20 protein-coding genes are annotated in these 17,721 nt (G+C 66.2%); 9 read left to right on the plus strand and 11 right to left on the minus strand.

Features of this window, described 5'->3' with window-relative positions; all coding sequences use genetic code 11:
- Positions 1-7 precede the first annotated feature (7 nt).
- The 7 genes from C8J45_RS03470 to C8J45_RS03500 form a co-directional block, all read right to left on the minus strand.
- Positions 8-322 carry a hypothetical protein gene (locus tag C8J45_RS03470; protein ID WP_107961862.1) on the minus strand — a complete coding sequence of 105 codons (315 nt, stop codon included), beginning with the start codon at positions 320-322 and terminating at the stop codon, positions 8-10.
- 28 nt (positions 323-350) lie between these two features.
- Positions 351-1,121: a hypothetical protein gene (locus C8J45_RS03475; protein ID WP_107961863.1), complete on the minus strand. Its 771-nt coding sequence runs from the start codon at positions 1,119-1,121 to the stop codon at positions 351-353.
- A 106-nt stretch (positions 1,122-1,227) separates the two neighbouring features.
- Entirely contained in the window at positions 1,228-1,737 is a 510-nt protein-coding gene (locus tag C8J45_RS03480) for a GNAT family N-acetyltransferase (RefSeq protein ID WP_107961864.1), read from the minus strand.
- Positions 1,734-2,333 carry a 4'-phosphopantetheinyl transferase superfamily protein gene (locus tag C8J45_RS03485; RefSeq protein WP_107962232.1) on the minus strand — a complete coding sequence of 200 codons (600 nt, stop codon included), beginning with the start codon at positions 2,331-2,333 and terminating at the stop codon, positions 1,734-1,736. Before C8J45_RS03485 ends, C8J45_RS03480 begins: the two co-directional genes overlap by 4 nt.
- Positions 2,330-6,355, minus strand: a complete 4,026-nt coding sequence (locus C8J45_RS03490; protein WP_107961865.1) for a Pls/PosA family non-ribosomal peptide synthetase — start codon at positions 6,353-6,355, stop codon at positions 2,330-2,332. Before C8J45_RS03490 ends, C8J45_RS03485 begins: the two co-directional genes overlap by 4 nt.
- 283 nt (positions 6,356-6,638) lie before the next feature.
- A complete protein-coding gene (locus C8J45_RS03495; protein ID WP_107961866.1) occupies positions 6,639-6,860 on the minus strand; it encodes a hypothetical protein in 222 nt (73 codons plus the stop codon).
- Positions 6,861-7,044: 184 nt separating this feature from the next.
- Entirely contained in the window at positions 7,045-7,257 is a 213-nt protein-coding gene (locus C8J45_RS03500; protein ID WP_107961867.1) for a hypothetical protein, read from the minus strand.
- Between the two features lie 30 nt (positions 7,258-7,287).
- Here C8J45_RS03500 and C8J45_RS03505 point away from each other — a divergent pair, with 30 nt between their 5' ends.
- From C8J45_RS03505 to C8J45_RS03545, 9 genes are all read left to right on the plus strand, one after another.
- The gene (locus tag C8J45_RS03505) at positions 7,288-7,533 is read left to right on the plus strand and encodes a hypothetical protein (RefSeq protein WP_107961868.1); all 246 of its coding nucleotides are present in this window, start codon (positions 7,288-7,290) and stop codon (positions 7,531-7,533) included.
- 153 nt (positions 7,534-7,686) lie between these two features.
- Complete coding sequence (gene rpsM, locus C8J45_RS03510; protein ID WP_056015521.1) at positions 7,687-8,055, plus strand: 30S ribosomal protein S13; 369 nt, start codon at positions 7,687-7,689, stop codon at positions 8,053-8,055.
- Positions 8,056-8,139: 84 nt separating this feature from the next.
- Positions 8,140-8,529, plus strand: coding sequence for a 30S ribosomal protein S11 (rpsK, locus tag C8J45_RS03515; protein ID WP_031395237.1), 390 nt, complete (start codon positions 8,140-8,142; stop codon positions 8,527-8,529).
- 97 nt (positions 8,530-8,626) lie between these two features.
- Positions 8,627-9,697, plus strand: coding sequence for a DNA-directed RNA polymerase subunit alpha (locus C8J45_RS03520; protein WP_031395236.1), 1,071 nt, complete (start codon positions 8,627-8,629; stop codon positions 9,695-9,697).
- A gap of 252 nt (positions 9,698-9,949) precedes the next feature.
- A complete protein-coding gene (gene rplQ, locus C8J45_RS03525; protein WP_056047937.1) occupies positions 9,950-10,372 on the plus strand; it encodes a 50S ribosomal protein L17 in 423 nt (140 codons plus the stop codon).
- 94 nt (positions 10,373-10,466) lie between these two features.
- Complete coding sequence (guaA, locus tag C8J45_RS03530; protein ID WP_107961869.1) at positions 10,467-12,023, plus strand: glutamine-hydrolyzing GMP synthase; 1,557 nt, start codon at positions 10,467-10,469, stop codon at positions 12,021-12,023.
- Between the two features lie 181 nt (positions 12,024-12,204).
- Positions 12,205-13,029 (plus strand): subclass B3 metallo-beta-lactamase, encoded by an 825-nt coding sequence (bla, locus tag C8J45_RS03535; protein WP_107961870.1) that lies wholly within the window; start codon positions 12,205-12,207, stop codon positions 13,027-13,029.
- A gap of 6 nt (positions 13,030-13,035) precedes the next feature.
- Positions 13,036-13,689 carry a DUF969 domain-containing protein gene (locus C8J45_RS03540; protein ID WP_107961871.1) on the plus strand — a complete coding sequence of 218 codons (654 nt, stop codon included), beginning with the start codon at positions 13,036-13,038 and terminating at the stop codon, positions 13,687-13,689.
- Positions 13,686-14,627: a DUF979 domain-containing protein gene (locus C8J45_RS03545; protein WP_107961872.1), complete on the plus strand. Its 942-nt coding sequence runs from the start codon at positions 13,686-13,688 to the stop codon at positions 14,625-14,627. Before C8J45_RS03540 ends, C8J45_RS03545 begins: the two co-directional genes overlap by 4 nt.
- Here the strand turns inward: C8J45_RS03545 and C8J45_RS03550 are convergent.
- From C8J45_RS03550 to C8J45_RS03565, 4 genes are all read right to left on the minus strand, one after another.
- On the minus strand, positions 14,606-15,097 hold the full coding sequence (locus tag C8J45_RS03550) for a cupin domain-containing protein (RefSeq protein ID WP_107961873.1): 492 nt from the start codon (positions 15,095-15,097) through the stop codon (positions 14,606-14,608). The genes C8J45_RS03545 and C8J45_RS03550 overlap by 22 nt on opposite strands.
- Positions 15,097-16,194 carry a Gfo/Idh/MocA family protein gene (locus tag C8J45_RS03555; protein ID WP_107961874.1) on the minus strand — a complete coding sequence of 366 codons (1,098 nt, stop codon included), beginning with the start codon at positions 16,192-16,194 and terminating at the stop codon, positions 15,097-15,099. Before C8J45_RS03555 ends, C8J45_RS03550 begins: the two co-directional genes overlap by 1 nt.
- Entirely contained in the window at positions 16,194-17,078 is an 885-nt protein-coding gene (locus C8J45_RS03560; RefSeq protein WP_107961875.1) for an alpha/beta hydrolase, read from the minus strand. The genes C8J45_RS03555 and C8J45_RS03560 overlap by 1 nt, the downstream gene beginning before the upstream one ends.
- A 70-nt stretch (positions 17,079-17,148) precedes the next feature.
- Positions 17,149-17,673, minus strand: coding sequence for a gluconokinase (locus tag C8J45_RS03565; protein WP_181321110.1), 525 nt, complete (start codon positions 17,671-17,673; stop codon positions 17,149-17,151).
- Positions 17,674-17,721 lie beyond the last annotated feature (48 nt).

Raw genomic sequence — 17,721 nt, forward strand, 5'->3', positions numbered from 1 at the left:
ACGTGTCCTACCGGTGTGTTGCGGGAGGCGCGGCGACAGTCTCGATATTCGTAAGGCCGGCCATCTGCAGCGTGTAGATGGCAGCGCCGAGACAGCGGTACGAGGGAGCGGACATGTCGGCTTTGATGCGGGCATGACGCCCTTTTCCGGCCTTCGAACGCGCGACGGCCATCAGCGCGTCGTTCGTCATCGTGCGCCCGGCCACGGCAATGCTGCACGATGTCGCAGGACCGCGAATGCTGACGGTGAACGGCGTCACGCGCGCGCAGCTCGAGGAGACCATCGTCGCGATCGACAGCAATACATGCGCGACGGGGCGCATCGATCGTCTCATCGGGCGAGCATGCCTATCATGGCAGCTGCCAGCTCAAGGACATCGGTCCTTCGCGGCCGACGCTGTCCTTGCCTGATCCGGTTCGCGATTGTGCGCGCATCGTCGCGAACGCCAACAGCGTCGCCTGGCCAAAAGCGGCATCGAACTGCGGCATCGCCATGTTCGCCAAAGCGCCTTGGCCGGGCAGCAGATCGACATGCGGATCGCGACAGTAGAGACTTCGGTCCGCCAGTACCCGGCAGGTCGCGGTGATCCGCGTTCGAGCGTCCGCGCGAAGGGCGGGCGGGGGATAGAAATCGGCAATGTCCGTAATCGATGCGGGATCGATCTTCACGTCGCCCTTGGCAACGGCACCGTTTGCCGTGCTCGGCGCCTTGTCCGCGGACGAAATGGTCACGCGAACCAGGACCGAGCGATCGGCGTCGCGCTTGGCGGGGCTCGATGCGCGAACGCGGTAGAACTGCGCCCGTGCGAGCGCTGCCCCGACGACCGGGTCGACTGGCGTACCTCTGATCCAGCCAAAGAGCCGTTGCCTGAAGACCTTGATGTCAGCCGTGCCGCCGTCGTCCGCGGGAATGCAGTCCCCGAGAGTATTATTCGGCCGAACGAGGCACTGGATCGCGACCGTCACGGGTTCGGCGGGCAACCGGGGTAGATCTTGAACGGTGATCGCACGCGCGGCCATGGAGGGGACAGCCTGCATCGCAGCTGCATCCAGCGGTTCCGGGGACGTGATCGCTTTGGCGAGCAGTGCTTGTAACATCGCCGTGATGACGAGCGTCGACATGGTGTCCTCCTTCCGGCGCGCCGCCGGGTATCAGCAGTCTCGATCCGTTCTTGGCGAGGGATACAGGATTTAGCGCGTCGGGAAACGGCCGCCATCGTCGCCCGCTCTACCTTGGCATTGCCGCGTCGCGTTTTTGGATGAGGCTGGAAACGGACACGGCCGCGAGGTCGAAGCGGAGTTCGTGCATGTCCATACCGGAACGGTAGCCGCCGGGCCAGATGCTGGTCAGTTCGAAGCCGCAATGCTGGAAGAACGGCGAGACCTGCGGCGAGGTGTCGACGGTGACGTAGCGCGTGGGTGGCTCGGCCGAGGTGGCGACGTGGAGCAGGCGCTCGAACAGCAGCAGCTTGCCGAGGCCCGAGCCATGGTACGTCCGCGCGACCATGCCCCAGAAGAGCAGCGCCTTGTTGTAATGCTCCCAGATCTCGTAGCCGCCGAACGCGGCGGGGACGCCGTCGACGTCGACCACGAATGCCGGGCCGTCGGGCTCGTCGAGCGTCTCCTCCAGCCATTCACGGTCGCCGGCGCCGAAATACTCGGGGAGGTTCGAGTCGAAGATCGCGAGGACGGCGGCGCGGTCCTTGTCCTCGTAGCGGCGGGTGAGGATTCTGGTCATGGCTGGCTCCACTGCGCGATGGTTTCGATCGCGTCGGGCATGGAACGGCTCCAGCAGCGCGATGTGCCTTCGAACGTCGCAGTCGCGTGGGTCGGATCGGTCACGACAGTTTCGATCGACTCGGGGCGGATTTGGCGGGGTTCGCCGATGAGCTTCGCGTGTGCTTCCTTGATCGTCCAGCGACGGAGCCAGGCTTGGGGCCGGGCGAGGGTGGGCAGGCGGCGGAGCGCGTCGGCTTCGGTCGGGGTGAGCATGTCCCAGAGCGGCGGGTGGTCGTCGATGACCTCACGGTCGACCGCGATCGGTTGGCGTGCAACGCCGATCAGGGCGCGTGCACCGCGACTGGAGAGGCTCAGACACCAGCCGCCGGGGGCGGAAACGATCGGCGCGCCGGCCGGACTGCGTGTCAGGCGGACGTCGACGGACTCGCCCGCCAGTTGGCGGATCAGCGCGGAGGCCAGGCCGTGTCGGATCGCGCGCGCATCGTCGGGCAGGCCGGCGGCATACGGTCCGGTCTCGGCAACACTCCATGCGACTGGCGACTGACCGTCCCAGACGAGCGCGTCGAGCGGACCGTCATGCCAGACCGGCGTCACGTCGCGACGGCGATCCGCGCCGGGCTCCCGTCCCAACTCGTGCCGTCTGGCAAGGTCTCGCCCTTCATCACCACCGACAGATCGCCGAGTTGCGCGTCCGCGCCGATCTCCGCGTCGTACAGCACGATCGCGAGCGAGCCGATCGTCGCGCGGTCGCCGACGCGGATCGCGCCGACCTTCATCACGCGATCCTCGAACAGATGCGTCTGCAGGCCGGCGAAGTCGTTGAGCGCGACGTCGTCGCCGATATCAACGAGGTCGTGCTCGGTCAGATCGGTGGTGTCGATGTAGCAGCGCTTGCCGATCCGCGCGCCCATCAGGCGGAGGTACAGCGCGATCCACGGCGTCCCGCGGAGTGGTTCGAGCAAATTGGCGACGGCGAGGTTCTCGTAGGTCGCCGTGACGAGCTCGGTGCGCCACACAAAGGTGCTCCAGAGTGGCGCGGTGGTGACCTTGTAGCGGCCGACGGCGAGCCATTTGAGCGCGAGCACGAAAATCCCGCAGGCAAGGCAGAAGCCGACGTACAGGAACGGGAAGGTCGCCGCGACGACCAGCGCACCGTTGTCGAGATCGTCGAGGTCGCCGACTACCGACAGCAACAGGCTGAAGAACACGAGGAACGCGGTCAGCGACAAGGTGGTACGGACCGCCTCGATCGACAGGCGCGTGGCGATCAGCGCGCGCGACGGATTGAACCGCGCGCCCTCGTCGAACATCGTGTTGACCTGTCGGACCGGCAGCTTGATCGCGGGCGAGCCGAACCAGGTGCTGCCCGCCTCGGTGGCGAGAGCGGGATCGCTCGGCGGCTTCGAGAGGACGCCGACGAGCACCTCGTCGCCGATCTGCGTGCCGCTCGGCAGCAGCGCGGAATTGCCGATGAAGCTGCGGCGGCCGATCTTGGTATGCGCGAGTTCGATCGTGCCGTGGCCGATCCGCGCCGCGCCGAAGATCACCGAGTCGGCGATAAAGCTCTCCTCACCGATCTCGACGAGGTCGGGGACGATCGCGCTGGCGGTCGAGATTTCCGCACGACGGCCGACTTTCACGCCAAGCGCGCGATACCACGGCACCACGTACAGCGTCGCGAAGATCGGGTGGAGCAGGCGGAGCGCGAGATCGTTGATCTGCTGGACGAACCAGTAGCGGACGTAGAATCCGCTGTTCAGCGCATAGACCGCGGGTGCGACGCGGCCGAGGATCAGGCGCTTGGCCGCCACCGTCAGCACGCACATCATCACGACATAGGTGACCGCGAGCAGCGGCGCGACCGCGACATAGGCATAGCCGCTGGTCGCCCAGTCGAGCTCGATCAGCGCGATCAGGCCGGGGGCGATCGGCAGGATCGCGACGAGCGGCAGGATCAGCGCGCACAGGAACAGGCCGATCGCCGGCCCGGCGTTGCGCGGGGCGGGGGTGGCGGGGCGGCGGGGCGCATCGCCATCACGCGCGGCGGGCGAACCGGCCCAGCGCTGGCCGGCGGGGATCGTCGTATCGGCGGGCAGCGCGGACAGGTCGTCGAGCATCGCATCGTCGCCGAGCGCGGCGTTGCGGCCGACCACCGCCATCGATCCGACGAACGCGCCCTTGCCGAGCTTTACCGTCCCCAGTCGGAGCAATCCCCGCTCGACCGAACTGGTCGACAGCACCGACTGGTCGCTGATGATCGCATCGTCGTCGGCGTGAAGCAGGTCGGCGGTGTCGATGATCCCGGTGCCGATATGGACGCGCTTGCCGATCTTCGCGCCCATCATCCGGTAATAACCGCGGATCATCGGCGTGCCCGCGAGATACGGCGTCGCGGTGACGCCGATGATCCGGCGGACCAGCCACCAGCGGAAATAGTAGCTGCCCCAGAGCGGGTAATCGCCCGCCTTGAACCGCCCGACGATCAGCCATTTGAGCACGATCGACAAGAACATCGACGCGATCGGCACGACCGTGAAAAACAGCCCGCTCAGGATCAGCGCGTCGACCCGCGGCATGTCGCCCGCGAGATGTGTGTAGGCGAGATAGGGCGAGAACCACTGCAGCCCCGCCAGCGTGTAGATCGGCAGCAGCGCGAGCGTCTGCGCGGCGACGCACAGCCGGCGCTTCCACGGCGCGATATGGTGGAAGCTGGTCTCGTCGAGGATTGCGACGGGCGTGGTGCCGCCGATCCGTAACGCCAGAGCGCGGATCGTCGGCGCGGCGTAGACGTCCTCGAGCGACAGCCCTTCGAGGCCGCGGACCTTTCGCGCCGCCGAAACGAGCCGTGCGGCCTTCAGCGAATGGCCGCCGAGATCCTCGAACAAATCGTCGAGCACCGACACCGGCTGCGGCGCGAATGCCTCGGCCCAGACGCGGTGCAGGCTTTCTTCCATCGGCGTGGCGGGTGCAACCATCTCGCGGTCCGACGTAACGGTGATCTCGGGCTTGACCAGCGCCTTGCGGTCGACCTTCCCCGAGGCGGGCAGCGTCGGCATGTGCGAGAGGATCTGATACCCTGCCGGGCGCATGTAATTGGGGAGCCGCTCGGCGACGCGGGCCTTGAGGCCGGCCATGTCGACGTCCTCGCCCGGACGCGCGATCAGGAACGCGGCGAGGAATTCGGAGCCGTCGCCGTCGGTGAAGAGCTGGACGACGGTCTGCGCGACGCCGGGCCATTCGCCGATCACCGCTTCGATCTCGGCAAGTTCGACGCGGAAGCCGCGAATCTTCACCTGTGTATCGATGCGGCCGACGAAATCGATGTCGCCCGCCGCATCGAGCTTCACCAGGTCGCCCGACCGGTAGATACGTTCCGGGGCACCGGAAGGCCCGTCGAACGGCGTCATGATGAACTTTTCGGCGGTCAGGTCGGGGCGGTTGACGTAGCCGACGCCGACGCCCGGCCCGCCGATGACGAGTTCGCCTTCCTGGCCGTCGGGGACCGGCTGCATGTGCTCGTCGACCACCCAGGCGGTGTAGCCGGGGAGCGGCTTGCCGATCGTGATGCGCTGGCCGGGGAACACCTCGGTCCAGGTCGCGGTCACCGACGTCTCGGTCGGGCCATAGGTGTTGAGCAGGCGGAGGCCCGGCCGCGCGAGCCGGCGCGGCAGGTCTGCCGGGCATGCTTCGCCGCCCATGTTGAGCAGCCGCAGCGTCGGCACCGGATGCTCGACCAGTGCGATCAGCGAGGGGACGACGTGCCAGATCGTCGTGTTGGCTTCGGCGAGCGCGATCGCCACGTCGGGCCCGCTGGTCGCCAGCGCCTCGGTCGCGACCAGCACGACTGCACCGACGAAGAACGCGCTCCACATCGTCTCGACCGACATGTCGAACGCAAGGCTGAACCCGCCGAACACCACGTCGGCAGGGGTGAGATCGAGGATCGCGCTTTCCGAGCGGACCAGGTGGCAGGCGTTGCCGTGCGAGATCATCACGCCCTTGGGCCGGCCGGTCGTGCCCGAGGTGTAGATGATGTAGGCGAGGTCCTGCGGGTTCGCCTGCGTGACGTCGCGGCCGATCGGCTCGGAGGGCTCAGCCGCGAGATCGCCCAGCGCGGCGTCGAGCGCGAGGGTTTTCCCCTTGAGGTTGGCGACGCGGCTGGCGACCGTGATCGTCAGCGCGGCTTCGCTGTCCTCGACGATGAAGTCGATGCGGTCCTGCGGATAGCCCCAGTCGACCGGCACATAGGCGGCGCCGGCGCGCAGCACGCCGAGGATCGCCATATACTGGTCGAGCCCGCGCGGCAGGCACAGCACGACACGGTCGCCGCGGCCGATCCCCATCGCGCGCAGGCGGTGCGCGAGAGCTAAGCTGCGCGTGGCGAGGTCGGTATAGGTCCAGCGCGTCTTTCGGTCGTATTCCTCGTCCGCACCGATCAATCGCAGCGCAAGCGCGTCAGGATGTGCTGCGCGCGTGGCGTCGAGCAGTTCGTGCAGCAGTTCGTCGCGCGCGTACGGCTCAGCAGCCCGCAGCGCCGGAGCGGGCGCGATCGACGCTACCCCGGTTCGGGGCATTATGGCGTGATCCGAGTGGCTTACGGGAGTGTCGCTCTGCATGCGACGGCTTTAGCCGAACTGTCGCGCGGTTTGCTACCTGATGTTGCCGCGAAATCGGTCCTAGATGTGCGACGGTCGGGAACCGACGGTGCGGTTGTCATGCGACAGGTCGTGTACGCGAGCTACCTTCGATGTCTTCCATCGCGGAGATGCCACCGGCGGTTCGGGGACGTTCGCAGGATTCATGGAATGTCCTATCTGAATCGAGACCTGACGCGATCCGGTCCTGCGGCGGATCAAGTCGGCGGGCCGTCATCGCATATGCATGACGGCCCGCCGTTGCTCAGCGGTGCGCCCGGGCTGCGGCCTTCTGCGCGCGTGCCTGTTTCGCGTAGTGGTGGTGCGCCACGACGCAACCGGCGGCTGCGCCCATGACCGCGTGTCCCTTGCCGACGAAATGGCCGCCGACGCCGCCTGCCGCTGCACCGCGGATACAACCCTTCGCCAACGCGGGCGATACCGACATCATCAACAGGGGCACGGCGAGAAGGGGAGCAAAACGCATATCGGTTTCCTCGAACTAGGGGGTTCTGACACGTTAGATACCGACGACGCGGCCGCGGTGTTCCGTGAGAAATCGTTCATGTTGCTCGGCATTTTGAAGACAATGGCCAGCAGGTCGGAATGCTCGGCTGACGGCATAAAGCGACCTCGCGCAGCTACGAGTGGCGCAGGATAAGTGGTGCCAGTCAGTCGCACGGGGGGATGGCGTCCTTCTCGGGCAGGGTGCAACTCATCTGGAACAGTAAGCAGATCGATCCGCCGATATCGTGGTCGGCGCGCAACATCCCGACGGCGGCCGTCAGGATCACGTACTCGCTGCGCGCGACCTGTTCGAGCTCGCCCCAGGGAGACGTCGCGGCAGGTGCTCGACTACGGAATGCGACCCGACGCAGTGGCATTGTTTCGCCGTTCGGGGCATTGGGTGCGTTATGGACTCCCTTTCCCTATTTGGCCTAGCCGCGGTCTCCTTCACGCTGCTATGCTACGCCAAGGAAGCCGGTTCGCACTGGTGGACGCTCGGTTTCGCATTCGGCTGCGTGCTCGGCTCGATCTACGGTTTCCTCCAGGGCGCTTGGCCGTTCGGGGTGGTCGAGCTCATCTGGACGGTCGTCTCGTTCCGTCGCTGGCTCAAGCTGCGCCAAGCCGTACCGCCTGCCGTGGAACCGCTCGCTTGACACTGCGTTCGCCCGCGCCTAGTTGAACCCTCCCCGACACGACGGTTCCGGCGGCGCTTGTTTGCGTTCGTCGCTATCGTGCGTTCGGATCATCGCTAAGAGATGGGCTTTGTGCAGCCATGCCGAAGCCCGTGGAGCAGGAGAACCAAGTTCATGGCACGTATCGCGGGTGTTAATATCCCGACCAACAAGCGCGTGGTGATCGCGCTGACCTATATTCACGGCATCGGTTCGACCAAGGCCAAGGAAATCGTCGCGAAGCTCGGCATCGCCGACACCGCCCGCGTCCAGGACCTGACCGACCAGGAAGTCCTGCACATCCGCGAGACGATCGACGCCGATCACACCGTCGAGGGCGATCTGCGCCGCCAGACCTCGATGAACATCAAGCGCCTGATGGATCTCGCCTGCTATCGCGGCCTGCGTCATCGCAAGGGCCTCCCGGTCCGCGGCCAGCGCACGCATACCAATGCGCGCACCCGCAAGGGCAAGGCCAAGCCGATCGCCGGCAAGAAGAAGTAATCCACTTTTTCAATGGATTACTCCGCCGGCGCTGGTCCCAACGGGCCGCCCGGCGTCACGCAGATACAGGTCAGGAAATACACCATGGCACGCGAACCTCAGCGCATTAAGCGGCGCGAGCGCAAGAACATCACCTCTGGCGTCGCTCACGTGAATGCCAGCTTCAACAACACCATGATCACGATCACCGATGCCCAGGGCAACGCGATCTCGTGGTCGTCGGCCGGCGCAATGGGCTTCAAGGGCTCGCGCAAGTCGACCCCGTACGCGGCCCAGGTCGCAGCGGAAGACGCCGGCAAGAAGGCCGCCGAGCACGGCGTCCGCACGATCGAAGTCGAGGTCAAGGGCCCCGGCTCGGGTCGCGAATCGGCACTGCGCGCGCTTCAGGCAGTCGGTTTCCAGATCACGTCGATCCGCGACGTGACCTCGATCCCGCACAACGGCGTGCGCCCTTCGAAGCGTCGTCGCGTCTGATTCTCCGCCTCCCGTGCGCGGTTGATCGCGCCGCACGGGTGTATTTTATTGGTCGGCGGACACACCCGTTCGCCGGCCCCCAAATTAGGGGAAGCATGTGTCTGTCAACGCAAAGAACTGGCAGGAACTCAAGAAGCCCAGCGGCCTGGAGAAAAAGGCCGGTGGCGACACCAAGCGCAAGGCGACTTTCATCGCCGAGCCGCTCGAGCGTGGCTTCGGCCTGACGCTCGGCAACGCGCTGCGTCGCGTGTTGCTCTCGTCGCTGCAGGGCGCGGCCGTCACCTCGATCAAGATCGAGAACGTGCTGCATGAGTTCTCGTCTCTGGCCGGCGTCCGCGAGGACGTGACCGACATCGTCCTCAACGTGAAGCAGATCGCGATCCGCATGCAGGGCGAGGGGCCCAAGCGCCTCCAGCTCTCGGCAACGGGTCCGGGTGAAGTCAAGGCCGGCGACATCGCCGTCTCGGGCGACATCGAGATCATGAACAAGGATCTCGTGATCTGCCACCTCGATGAGGGTGCGACGCTCAACATGGAGCTGACCGCCGACATCGGTAAGGGTTACGTTCCTGCGACCGCAAACCGCCCGGCCGATGCGCCGATCGGTCTGATCCCGGTCGATGCGCTGTATTCGCCGGTACGTCAGGTTTCGTACAAGGTCGACCCGACTCGCGTCGGTCAGGACCTGGATTACGACAAGCTGACGCTGACGATCGAAACCGACGGCACGATTACCCCGGAAGACGCAGTCGGCTATGCCGGTCGCATTCTCCAGGACCAGCTCGCGCTGTTCGTCCACTTCGACGATTCGTCGGTGACGCGCTCGTCGGCCCCGATCGGCCAGGCAGCACCCGCTGCCGGTGGTGCGGAGCCAGCAGGCGATACCCAGCAGATCAACCGTTACCTCCTCAAGAAGGTCGACGAGCTGGAACTGTCGGTGCGCTCGGCGAACTGCCTCAAGAACGACAACATCATCTACATCGGTGATCTGGTCGGCAAGACCGAAGCCGAGATGCTGCGTACGCCTAACTTCGGCCGCAAGTCCTTGAACGAGATCAAGGAAGTGCTGTCGTCGATGGGTCTTCGCCTGGGTATGGAAATCCCCGGCTGGCCACCTGAGAACATCGAAGAGATGGCCAAGAAGCTCGAGCAGGAGATCATGGGTTGATTTCGCACCGAGGCAAGCAAGCTTGCCCCGGAGACGAAACAACCCGGCCGGCGGGTCGGTTTCGACCGACCCGTTCGACGACACGGCTTCGCCGGGTCGTCACCCGGCTGGAGACGAGTGGAAGGGCCAAGGAAGCGTCCTAGGCGTGACCTTATCCTAACCTTTGAACGAATGGCGATCGGTCGCGGCCTCAACGGCGACCAGCTCCCGGGTACCTCACACGGCCCCTGAACGAACGAAAAGGTATTAAACATGCGCCATCGCGTAGGCGGCCGTAAGCTTCAGCGGACCTCGGCCCACCGTCTTGCTCTGTTCCGCAACATGAGCGCCGCGCTCATCAAGCACGAGCAGATCACCACCACCGTCGCCAAGGCGAAGGAACTGCGTCCCTACGTCGAAAAGCTGATCACGCTCGCGAAGAAGGGTGGCCTGTCCAACCGTCGTCTCGCGCACGGCAAGCTGCTCGACGACGCGCAGCTGATCAAGTTGTTCGACACGCTTGCGACCCGCTACGCGGATCGCAACGGTGGCTACACCCGCGTCATCAAGGCCGGTATCCGCATGTCGGACGCCTCGCCGATGGCCGTCATCGAGTTCGTCGACCGCGACGTTTCGGCGAAGGGCCAGGACTCGGGTCCGGTGATGTCCGACGAGGATTACAACGAAGCGGCATAATCCCCGCCTCTCGTTAGTCGAATTGCAGGCCGCGTTTCCCATCCGGGAGGCGCGGCCTCTTTCGTTACGGGTCCCATCCGGCTATGCGCCCGACATGGAGCACCCAGACAGCATTCTCATCGTCGATTTCGGCAGCCAGGTAACCCAGCTGATCGCCCGCCGCGTGCGCGAGGCTGGCGTCTATAGCGAGATCGCCCCCTTCCAGTCCGCCGAGGCCGCGTTCGACCGGATGCAGCCCAAGGGCATCATCCTCTCGGGCGGCCCCGCCTCGGTCACCACCGAGAACTCCCCGCGCGTGCCGCAGCGCTTCTTCGAGGCGGGCATCCCGATCCTCGGCATCTGCTACGGCCAGCAGGTCATGTCCGCACAGCTGGGCGGCAATGTGATCGTCTCGGGCGATGGCGGCGAGTTCGGCAGCGCGTTCATCGAGGTCAAGTCCAACTGCGCGCTGTTCGACGGCCTCTGGGCCGAGGGTGAGCGCCACCAGGTCTGGATGAGCCACGGCGACAAGGTCGACGCGATCCCGCCCGGCTTCACCCCTGTCGCCACCTCGGCCGGCGCGCCTTATGCGATCGTCGCCGACGAGGCGCGGCGCTTCTACGGCGTGCAGTTCCATCCCGAGGTCGTCCATACCCCCGATGGTGGCAAGCTGATCGCCAACTTCGCGCGCCACGTCTGCGGGCTGAGCGGCGACTGGACGATGGCCGAGTTTCGCGAGACCAAGATCGCCGAGATCCGTGCGCAGGTCGGCAAGGGGCGCGTCATCTGCGGCCTGTCGGGCGGCGTCGACTCGGCAGTCGCCGCCGTTCTGATCCACGAGGCGATCGGCGAGCAGCTCACGTGCGTGTACGTCGACCACGGCCTGATGCGCGCGGGCGAGAGCGAGCAGGTCGTCAGCCTGTTCCGCGGCGCCTACAACATTCCGCTGATCCACGTGAACGTCGAGGAGCTGTTCCTGAGCGGCCTGGCCGGGATCACCGACCCGGAGCTCAAGCGCAAGTTCATCGGCAAGACCTTCATCGACGTGTTCGATACCGAGGCGAAGAAGCTCGGCGGCGCGGAGTTCCTTGCGCAGGGCACGCTGTACCCGGACGTGATCGAGAGCGTCAGCTTCACCGGCGGCCCGTCGGTGACGATCAAGAGCCATCACAATGTTGGCGGTCTGCCCGAGCGCATGAACATGAAGCTCGTCGAGCCGTTGCGCGAGCTGTTCAAGGACGAGGTCCGCGTGTTGGGGCGTGAACTCGGGCTCCCCGAGATCTTCGTCGGTCGCCACCCGTTCCCCGGCCCCGGCCTCGCGATCCGCATCCCCGGCGAAGTCACCAAGGAACGCTGCGACATCCTGCGCAAGGCCGATGCGATTTATCTTGAGGAGATCCGCGCGGCGGGGCTCTACGACACGATCTGGCAGGCGTTCGCGGTACTGCTTCCGGTCCGCAGCGTCGGCGTGATGGGCGACGGCCGCACCTACGACAACGTGCTGGCGTTGCGCGCGGTCACCTCGACCGACGGCATGACCGCGCAGGCGTTCCAGTTCCCCGGGGACTTCCTGCCGCGCGTCGCGACCCGGATCATCAACGAGGTCAAGGGCATCAACCGGGTGACCTACGACTACACCTCGAAGCCGCCCGGCACGATCGAGTGGGAGTGAACTAGACGCACACTACGCGATCCTCCCCCGCCAGGGGGAGGTGGCTGGCTCTTGCCAGACGGAGGGGGAGGATAAGATGCAGAGGTTACCGCTGACCGCTCCCTCCGTCAGGCTACGCCTGCCACCTCCCCCTGGCGGGGGAGGATCGTTAGGTCGTCGCACCAAATCGCTGGTTGTCGCGATGGCGATCGCTGCCAGCGCACCGTTGCTCCTCGGCGCGGCCGATCCGCGTGCCTGGACGCGTCCCCAAGCGCCTTTCCCGATCGCCGGCCCGATCACCTATGTCGGCAGCGAAGGTATCGCCGCCTACCTCATCAAGACCAGCGCCGGCGCGATCCTGATCGACGGTACGCTCGCAGAGAATGCGGGCATGATCGAACGCAACATCGCCAACGCCGGAGTCCGTTCCCGCGACGTAAAGCTTATCCTCGTCACGCACGCACACTTCGATCACGCCGCCGGCGTTGCCGCGCTGAAGCGTGCGACCGGCGCTCGCGTAGTCGCCGGCGCTCGCGATGTCGGCGCGCTTGAAACCGGCGTGCCACCGGGCGAGACCAGCTACGGCGTCATCCGTTTCCCGCCCGTCCATGTCGACCGCGGCGTACGTGACGGCGACAAGGTAAAGCTCGGCAACGTCACGCTGACTGCACGCGCCACACCCGGCCACACGCCCGGCTGCACGACCTGGACGATGCAAATCCCCGCCAAGCCGCGCGCCCTCGACGTCGTGTTCCCGTGCAGCGTCAGCGTCGCCGGCAACCGCCTGATCGGCAACCGCGCCTATCCCGGCATCGTCGCCGACTACCGCCGCAGCATCGCCATGCTCGGCATGCTGCACGCCGATATCGTCCTGCCGTCGCACCCCGAACTCGCCGACGTGATCGCGCGCGGCCAGCGCCGCAAGGCCGGTGATACCAACGCGTTCATCGATCCGGCACTGCTCCCGAAGATCGTCGCCAAGGCCAAGGTCGCGTTCGACGCCGATCTCGCCAAGCAGGCGCGCTGAGCGTCGATGCTGGTCCTTTGCGGCATCGCGGTGATCGTCGCGGGCTTCCTGCTCCGGTTCAATCCGCTGCTCGTCGTCGCCGTCTCCGCGCTCGTCACCGGCCTTGCCGCTGGACTTGCCCCGCTAGCGATCCTCGCCGCGTTCGGGAAGGCGTTCAACGAGAACCGCTACGTCACCGTGATCTACATCGTGCTGCCGGTGATCGGGATGCTCGAACGCCACGGATTGCAGGAACGTGCGAGGCTCGCGATCGGCAAGCTGCGTGGCGCGACGGTCGGGCGCTTGCTGATCGGGTATCTGCTGTTCCGCCAGCTTACCGCGGCACTCGGGCTGACCTCGATCGCCGGCCCGGCGCAGAGCGTCCGCCCGCTGGTCGCGCCGATGGCCGAAGCCGCAGCGGAGGCTCAGGGCGTCGCGCCCGGCGGCGACCGCATCCCGGCGATGGCGGCCGCGACCGACAATATCGGGCTCTTCTTCGGCGAGGATATCTTCATCGCGATCGGCTCAATCCTTCTTATGAAGGGGGTCCTCGAAGGCTATGGCATCGTCATCCAGCCGCTCCATCTCTCGATGTGGGCGATCCCGACCGCGATCGCCGCATTCCTGATCCACGGCTTCCGCCTTTGGCTGCTCGACCGCAGACTGGCGAGTGCGCGATGATCGGCACCGGCTTCATCTACGGCGTCGCTGGCCTGATGTTCGCGGCATTCGCGATCCTGAGCGCGACCGATCGCACCAACCCGAAGCGTTTTGGCAACGCGGCGTTCTACGCGGTGCTGGCGATCAGCTTCCTGCTTGGCGGAAAGCTCGGCGATATCGGCAACGGCGTTCTCGTCCTGGCGCTCGTCGCGATCGCCGGCTCGGGCGCGATGGGGAGGGGCGGGCGTGCTACGACCACGCTCGACGAGCGTCGCACCGAAGCCACCCGGCTCGGCAACCGGATATTCCTCCCCGCACTGATCATCCCGGCCGCAGCACTCGGCGGGACGGTCCTGTTCCGCGCAGTCCCGAGCCTCGTCGACCCGAAGCAAGCAACGCTCGTCGCGCTGACCTGCGGCGTCCTGATCGCGCTGGTCGCGATGCACCTATGGTCCCGCCCCCGCATCGCCACGCCGCTTGCGGAGGGTGTCAGGTTGATGGACGCGATCGGCTGGGCCGCCGTGCTCCCCCAGATGCTGGCGAGCCTCGGCGCGGTGTTCGCGCTCGCCGGCGTCGGCGACGTCGTCGGCGGTATAGCCGGCCACGCGATCCCGGAGGGCAGCCTGATCGGCGCGGTGCTCGCCTACACGCTCGGCATGGCGCTGTTCACTATGGTCATGGGCAACGCGTTCGCGGCGTTCCCGGTGATGGCCGCAGCGATCGGGATCCCGCTGCTCGTGCGGCATTACGGCGGCGACCCCGCGGTGGTCGCGGCGATCGGCATGCTCAGCGGGTTCTGCGGCACGCTGATGACGCCGATGGCGGCGAACTTCAATCTCGTCCCCGCCGCCTTGCTCGACCTCAAGGACAAGAACGCGGTCATCCGCGCGCAGATACCGACCGCGCTACCGTTGCTCGCGGTCAATATCGGGCTGCTCTACTGGCTGGGCTTCCGCTGACCTGACGTCCGGATCTTCGTCCCGAGCATCACCAGCTTGCCGTCGATGCCGAACCAGTGCGGCGTCCCCGCCGGGATCAGGAAGACGTCACCGACCGCAAGCTTCCGCGTCGTGCCACCCTCGATCCGGTCGCCCTCGACCAGCCCCGGAAAACGCAGCTTTGGCGCGACCAGCGTCCCACCCGAGACGAGCGTCCCCGATCCTGCCATCACGGTCGCGTATTCGGCCTCGTCGGGATGCACCGCGGGCTTGCCCGGCGCCCTCCAATATTCGAGCGCGGCGCTTGTCCCGTCAGCCTGCACCAGCGACGCCATGGCGAACCCCTGGCCCGGCTTCATCGTCTTCTCGAGCGCAACGATCCGCGCGCGCACGTCGGCCGATCCGGCAAAGCTCGTCGGATCGCCTGCAGTCTGCGCGGGTAGGGAGGAGGTCGCGCCAATAGCTAGCACGATCGCAAGCAACGGCCGCATCACAGCTTCACCGTCCGGCCTTCGCGCACGGACCGATAGATCGCCTCGACGATCCGCATGTCGCGCAGGCCCTCTTCGCCCGAGACGATCGGTTCGCGCCCGTCGAGGATGCTTTCCGCCAGATGATCGAGCTGCCCCGCGAACTGCGTCTTGCCGGGGCCGGGCGGGGGGCTGGTGATCGCAGTCTCGCGACCGTCGCGCCCGGTCCACATCTTGTTGCCGTCATAGCGCGTCGCCGGCTCTAGCTCGATGCGGCCCTTGTCGCCCATCAGCAGGATGTGGTTCTGATTGGCGCTGTACATCGATTGGCATCCGGCGATCGCACCCGAGGGAAATTCGAGCGTCCACTCGATCATGTCCTCGACCTCCCGAAACCGCGGATCGCGGCGGTCGGTGGATTCGCGCGCGGTGACCGCGATCGGTTCCTCGCCGGTCATGTAGCGCGCGGCCTGAAGACTATAGATGCCCATGTCCATCAACGAACCGCCGCCCGACAATGCGCGCTTCAGCCGCCACTTGTTCGGGTCGCCCTGGACGAAACCATGCTCCGAACGGACGTAGCGGATCTTGCCCGCTGAACCGGACTTGGCGAGCCGCATCGCCTCCAGGTTGAACGGCTCGAAGTGGCAGCGATAACCGATCATCAGCTTCTTGCCGGCGGTCTTGCACGCCCGGATCATCGCCTCGCATTCGGCTACCGATACAGCCATCGGCTTCTCGCACATCACGTGCTTGCCGGCCTTCGCCGCGCGGATGGTGTATTCGGCGTGCATCGAATTGGGCAGGCAGACATAGACGATGTCGACGTCCGGATTGTCACGAATGCGGTCGAAGTCGGCGTAGGTATAGATCGACCGCTCGGGCACGCCGTACTTCGTCGCGGTCGCGAGCGCCTTGGTCCGGTCTCCGCTGACCAGTGCAGTCACGCGCGAATGCTCGCAATTGACGAACTGCGGCAAGATCGTCTGCAACCCGTAATAGCCGAGCCCGACGATCGCATAGCCGAGCTTGCGATCGGGGGCCGCACGAGCCACGCCGCTCGAGGTTGCGGCCAGCGTTGCCGCGGCGACCAGGAGATCACGCCTGCCGAATTCCATCAGGGTTCCCTTCGAGAAACTGGAAGCATCTTTGCCGATCCGCGCGGAATGAGCCAGCCTCCGTCGGCAAGCCAGTCGGCCAACCGATCCGGCCAATGCTGGATCGAGATCCTTTCCGATCGCGTGCCCAGATTGAACGCATGATCAGTGTCCGCGTACAGATGCAGTTCTGCGGAAACACCCGCGCTGCGAAGCTGCGAATACAGCGTCATTGCCGATGTCGCGCAGCACTGGTCGAGCGAGCCCGCGATGAGGAACGCAGGCGGCGCGTTTGCGGAGGCCTTTGCCGGCGTGCCGAGCGGCCCCGGATAGACGAGCACCTGGAAGTCCGGCCGTGCACTCACGCGGTCGACCGAGTCCGTCGGCGTCTGAGCCGGCGCGGGGTTGTCGGCGACGAGCGACACGAGTTCGCCGCCTGCCGAAAAGCCCATCACGCCGATCCGGGCAGGATCGATCGCATAGTCGCTCGCATGCGCGCGGACCCACCGGACCGCACGCCGCAGATCGGCCGCCGCGTCGCGCTCGATATCGTACGATGAGCCGACATCACGCGCGAGGCGGTATTTCAGGACGAACGTCGTGACGCCGTAGCGGTTGAGCGCTTTGGCGGGCACCTCGCCCTCGTTGATCCACACCAGCATGCGGTGACCGCCACCGGGCGCGACGATCACCGCGGCACCGTTGGCATGGCTGGGGGCGGGACGGTGGATCGTCAGCGTGGGGTTGTGGACGTTGCTGACATAGCTGTCTTTCACCGTCTCTGCCTCGGTCCGCCGCGTTTCCGATCCGGGCGCGCCGTTCGGCCAGAGCGCCACGACGGGCGCCTGTTGCGCAGCGGCGGGCGCTGCAACCAGCATAAGGGCGAAAGCAACGCGTAGCGACATCAACGACCCTCGACCGCGCTCCTGCGCGAGTACTGCCTGCGAGTGTCAGCCTTGTCGGCCGGCTTGGCTATTACGACCTTCGTCGTGCGTTCTCGGCCGCGCCGGACATTTCGCGTCCGATCCACGCGAGCGCTTCGGCGCAAAGCCGATCGGGCGCATCTTCCGCATCGAGCGTGACGGCGCGCTCGTCGGGGCCGAGCGCCTCCAACGTATCGAGCTGGCTCGCGAGCAGGCTGGCCGGCATGTAATGGTCCGCACGGTGAACAAGTCGCCGTGCGAGTTCGCCGCTGTCCTTCGTATCGAGGAACACGAACAGCAACGGCATCCCGACCGCTCGCGCCAGCCGATCGCGATAAGCGCGCTTCAACGCCGAACACGCTGCAACCGCAGTACCATCCGTCCGAGCGGCATCTTGCAATCCGGCTGCAATCCTATCGAGCCAGGGCCAGCGATCCTGGTCGTCGAGCGGCTGGCCCGACCGCATCTTCGCCACGCTGTCGGCACTATGGAAGGCATCGCCTTCGAGGAATTCGCAGCGCAGACGTCGCGCAAGTTCGGCACCCAGCGTCGACTTGCCGCTGCCACTGACGCCCATCACGATGATGGCATAGCGCGGCGCGTCACGGCCTGGGATCGGAGTTGG

Origin of the sequence: Sphingomonas sp. PP-CE-3G-477 (assembly GCF_003050745.1) — a bacterium.
Lineage (GTDB): Bacteria > Pseudomonadota > Alphaproteobacteria > Sphingomonadales > Sphingomonadaceae > Sphingomonas.

Bases quoted from the DNA above. Each gene is read 5' to 3' on its own strand.
- C8J45_RS03490 (WP_107961865.1), bottom strand. From the start codon at position 6,355: ATGCAGAGCGACACTCCCGTAAGCCACTCGGATCACGCCATAATGCCC.
- C8J45_RS03540 (WP_107961871.1), top strand. From the start codon at position 13,036: ATGCTGGTCCTTTGCGGCATCGCGGTGATCGTCGCGGGCTTCCTGCTC.
- rpsK (WP_031395237.1), top strand. From the start codon at position 8,140: ATGGCACGCGAACCTCAGCGCATTAAGCGGCGCGAGCGCAAGAACATC.
- C8J45_RS03480 (WP_107961864.1), bottom strand. From the start codon at position 1,737: ATGACCAGAATCCTCACCCGCCGCTACGAGGACAAGGACCGCGCCGCC.
- rpsM (WP_056015521.1), top strand. From the start codon at position 7,687: ATGGCACGTATCGCGGGTGTTAATATCCCGACCAACAAGCGCGTGGTG.
- C8J45_RS03545 (WP_107961872.1), top strand. From the start codon at position 13,686: ATGATCGGCACCGGCTTCATCTACGGCGTCGCTGGCCTGATGTTCGCG.
- guaA (WP_107961869.1), top strand. From the start codon at position 10,467: ATGGAGCACCCAGACAGCATTCTCATCGTCGATTTCGGCAGCCAGGTA.
- C8J45_RS03565 (WP_181321110.1), bottom strand. From the start codon at position 17,673: ATGGGCGTCAGTGGCAGCGGCAAGTCGACGCTGGGTGCCGAACTTGCG.
- C8J45_RS03555 (WP_107961874.1), bottom strand. From the start codon at position 16,194: ATGGAATTCGGCAGGCGTGATCTCCTGGTCGCCGCGGCAACGCTGGCC.
- C8J45_RS03560 (WP_107961875.1), bottom strand. From the start codon at position 17,078: ATGTCGCTACGCGTTGCTTTCGCCCTTATGCTGGTTGCAGCGCCCGCC.
- C8J45_RS03500 (WP_107961867.1), bottom strand. From the start codon at position 7,257: ATGCCACTGCGTCGGGTCGCATTCCGTAGTCGAGCACCTGCCGCGACG.
- C8J45_RS03495 (WP_107961866.1), bottom strand. From the start codon at position 6,860: ATGCGTTTTGCTCCCCTTCTCGCCGTGCCCCTGTTGATGATGTCGGTA.
- C8J45_RS03470 (WP_107961862.1), bottom strand. From the start codon at position 322: ATGCGCCCCGTCGCGCATGTATTGCTGTCGATCGCGACGATGGTCTCC.
- C8J45_RS03550 (WP_107961873.1), bottom strand. From the start codon at position 15,097: ATGCGGCCGTTGCTTGCGATCGTGCTAGCTATTGGCGCGACCTCCTCC.
- bla (WP_107961870.1), top strand. From the start codon at position 12,205: ATGGCGATCGCTGCCAGCGCACCGTTGCTCCTCGGCGCGGCCGATCCG.
- C8J45_RS03475 (WP_107961863.1), bottom strand. From the start codon at position 1,121: ATGTCGACGCTCGTCATCACGGCGATGTTACAAGCACTGCTCGCCAAA.
- rplQ (WP_056047937.1), top strand. From the start codon at position 9,950: ATGCGCCATCGCGTAGGCGGCCGTAAGCTTCAGCGGACCTCGGCCCAC.
- C8J45_RS03505 (WP_107961868.1), top strand. From the start codon at position 7,288: ATGGACTCCCTTTCCCTATTTGGCCTAGCCGCGGTCTCCTTCACGCTG.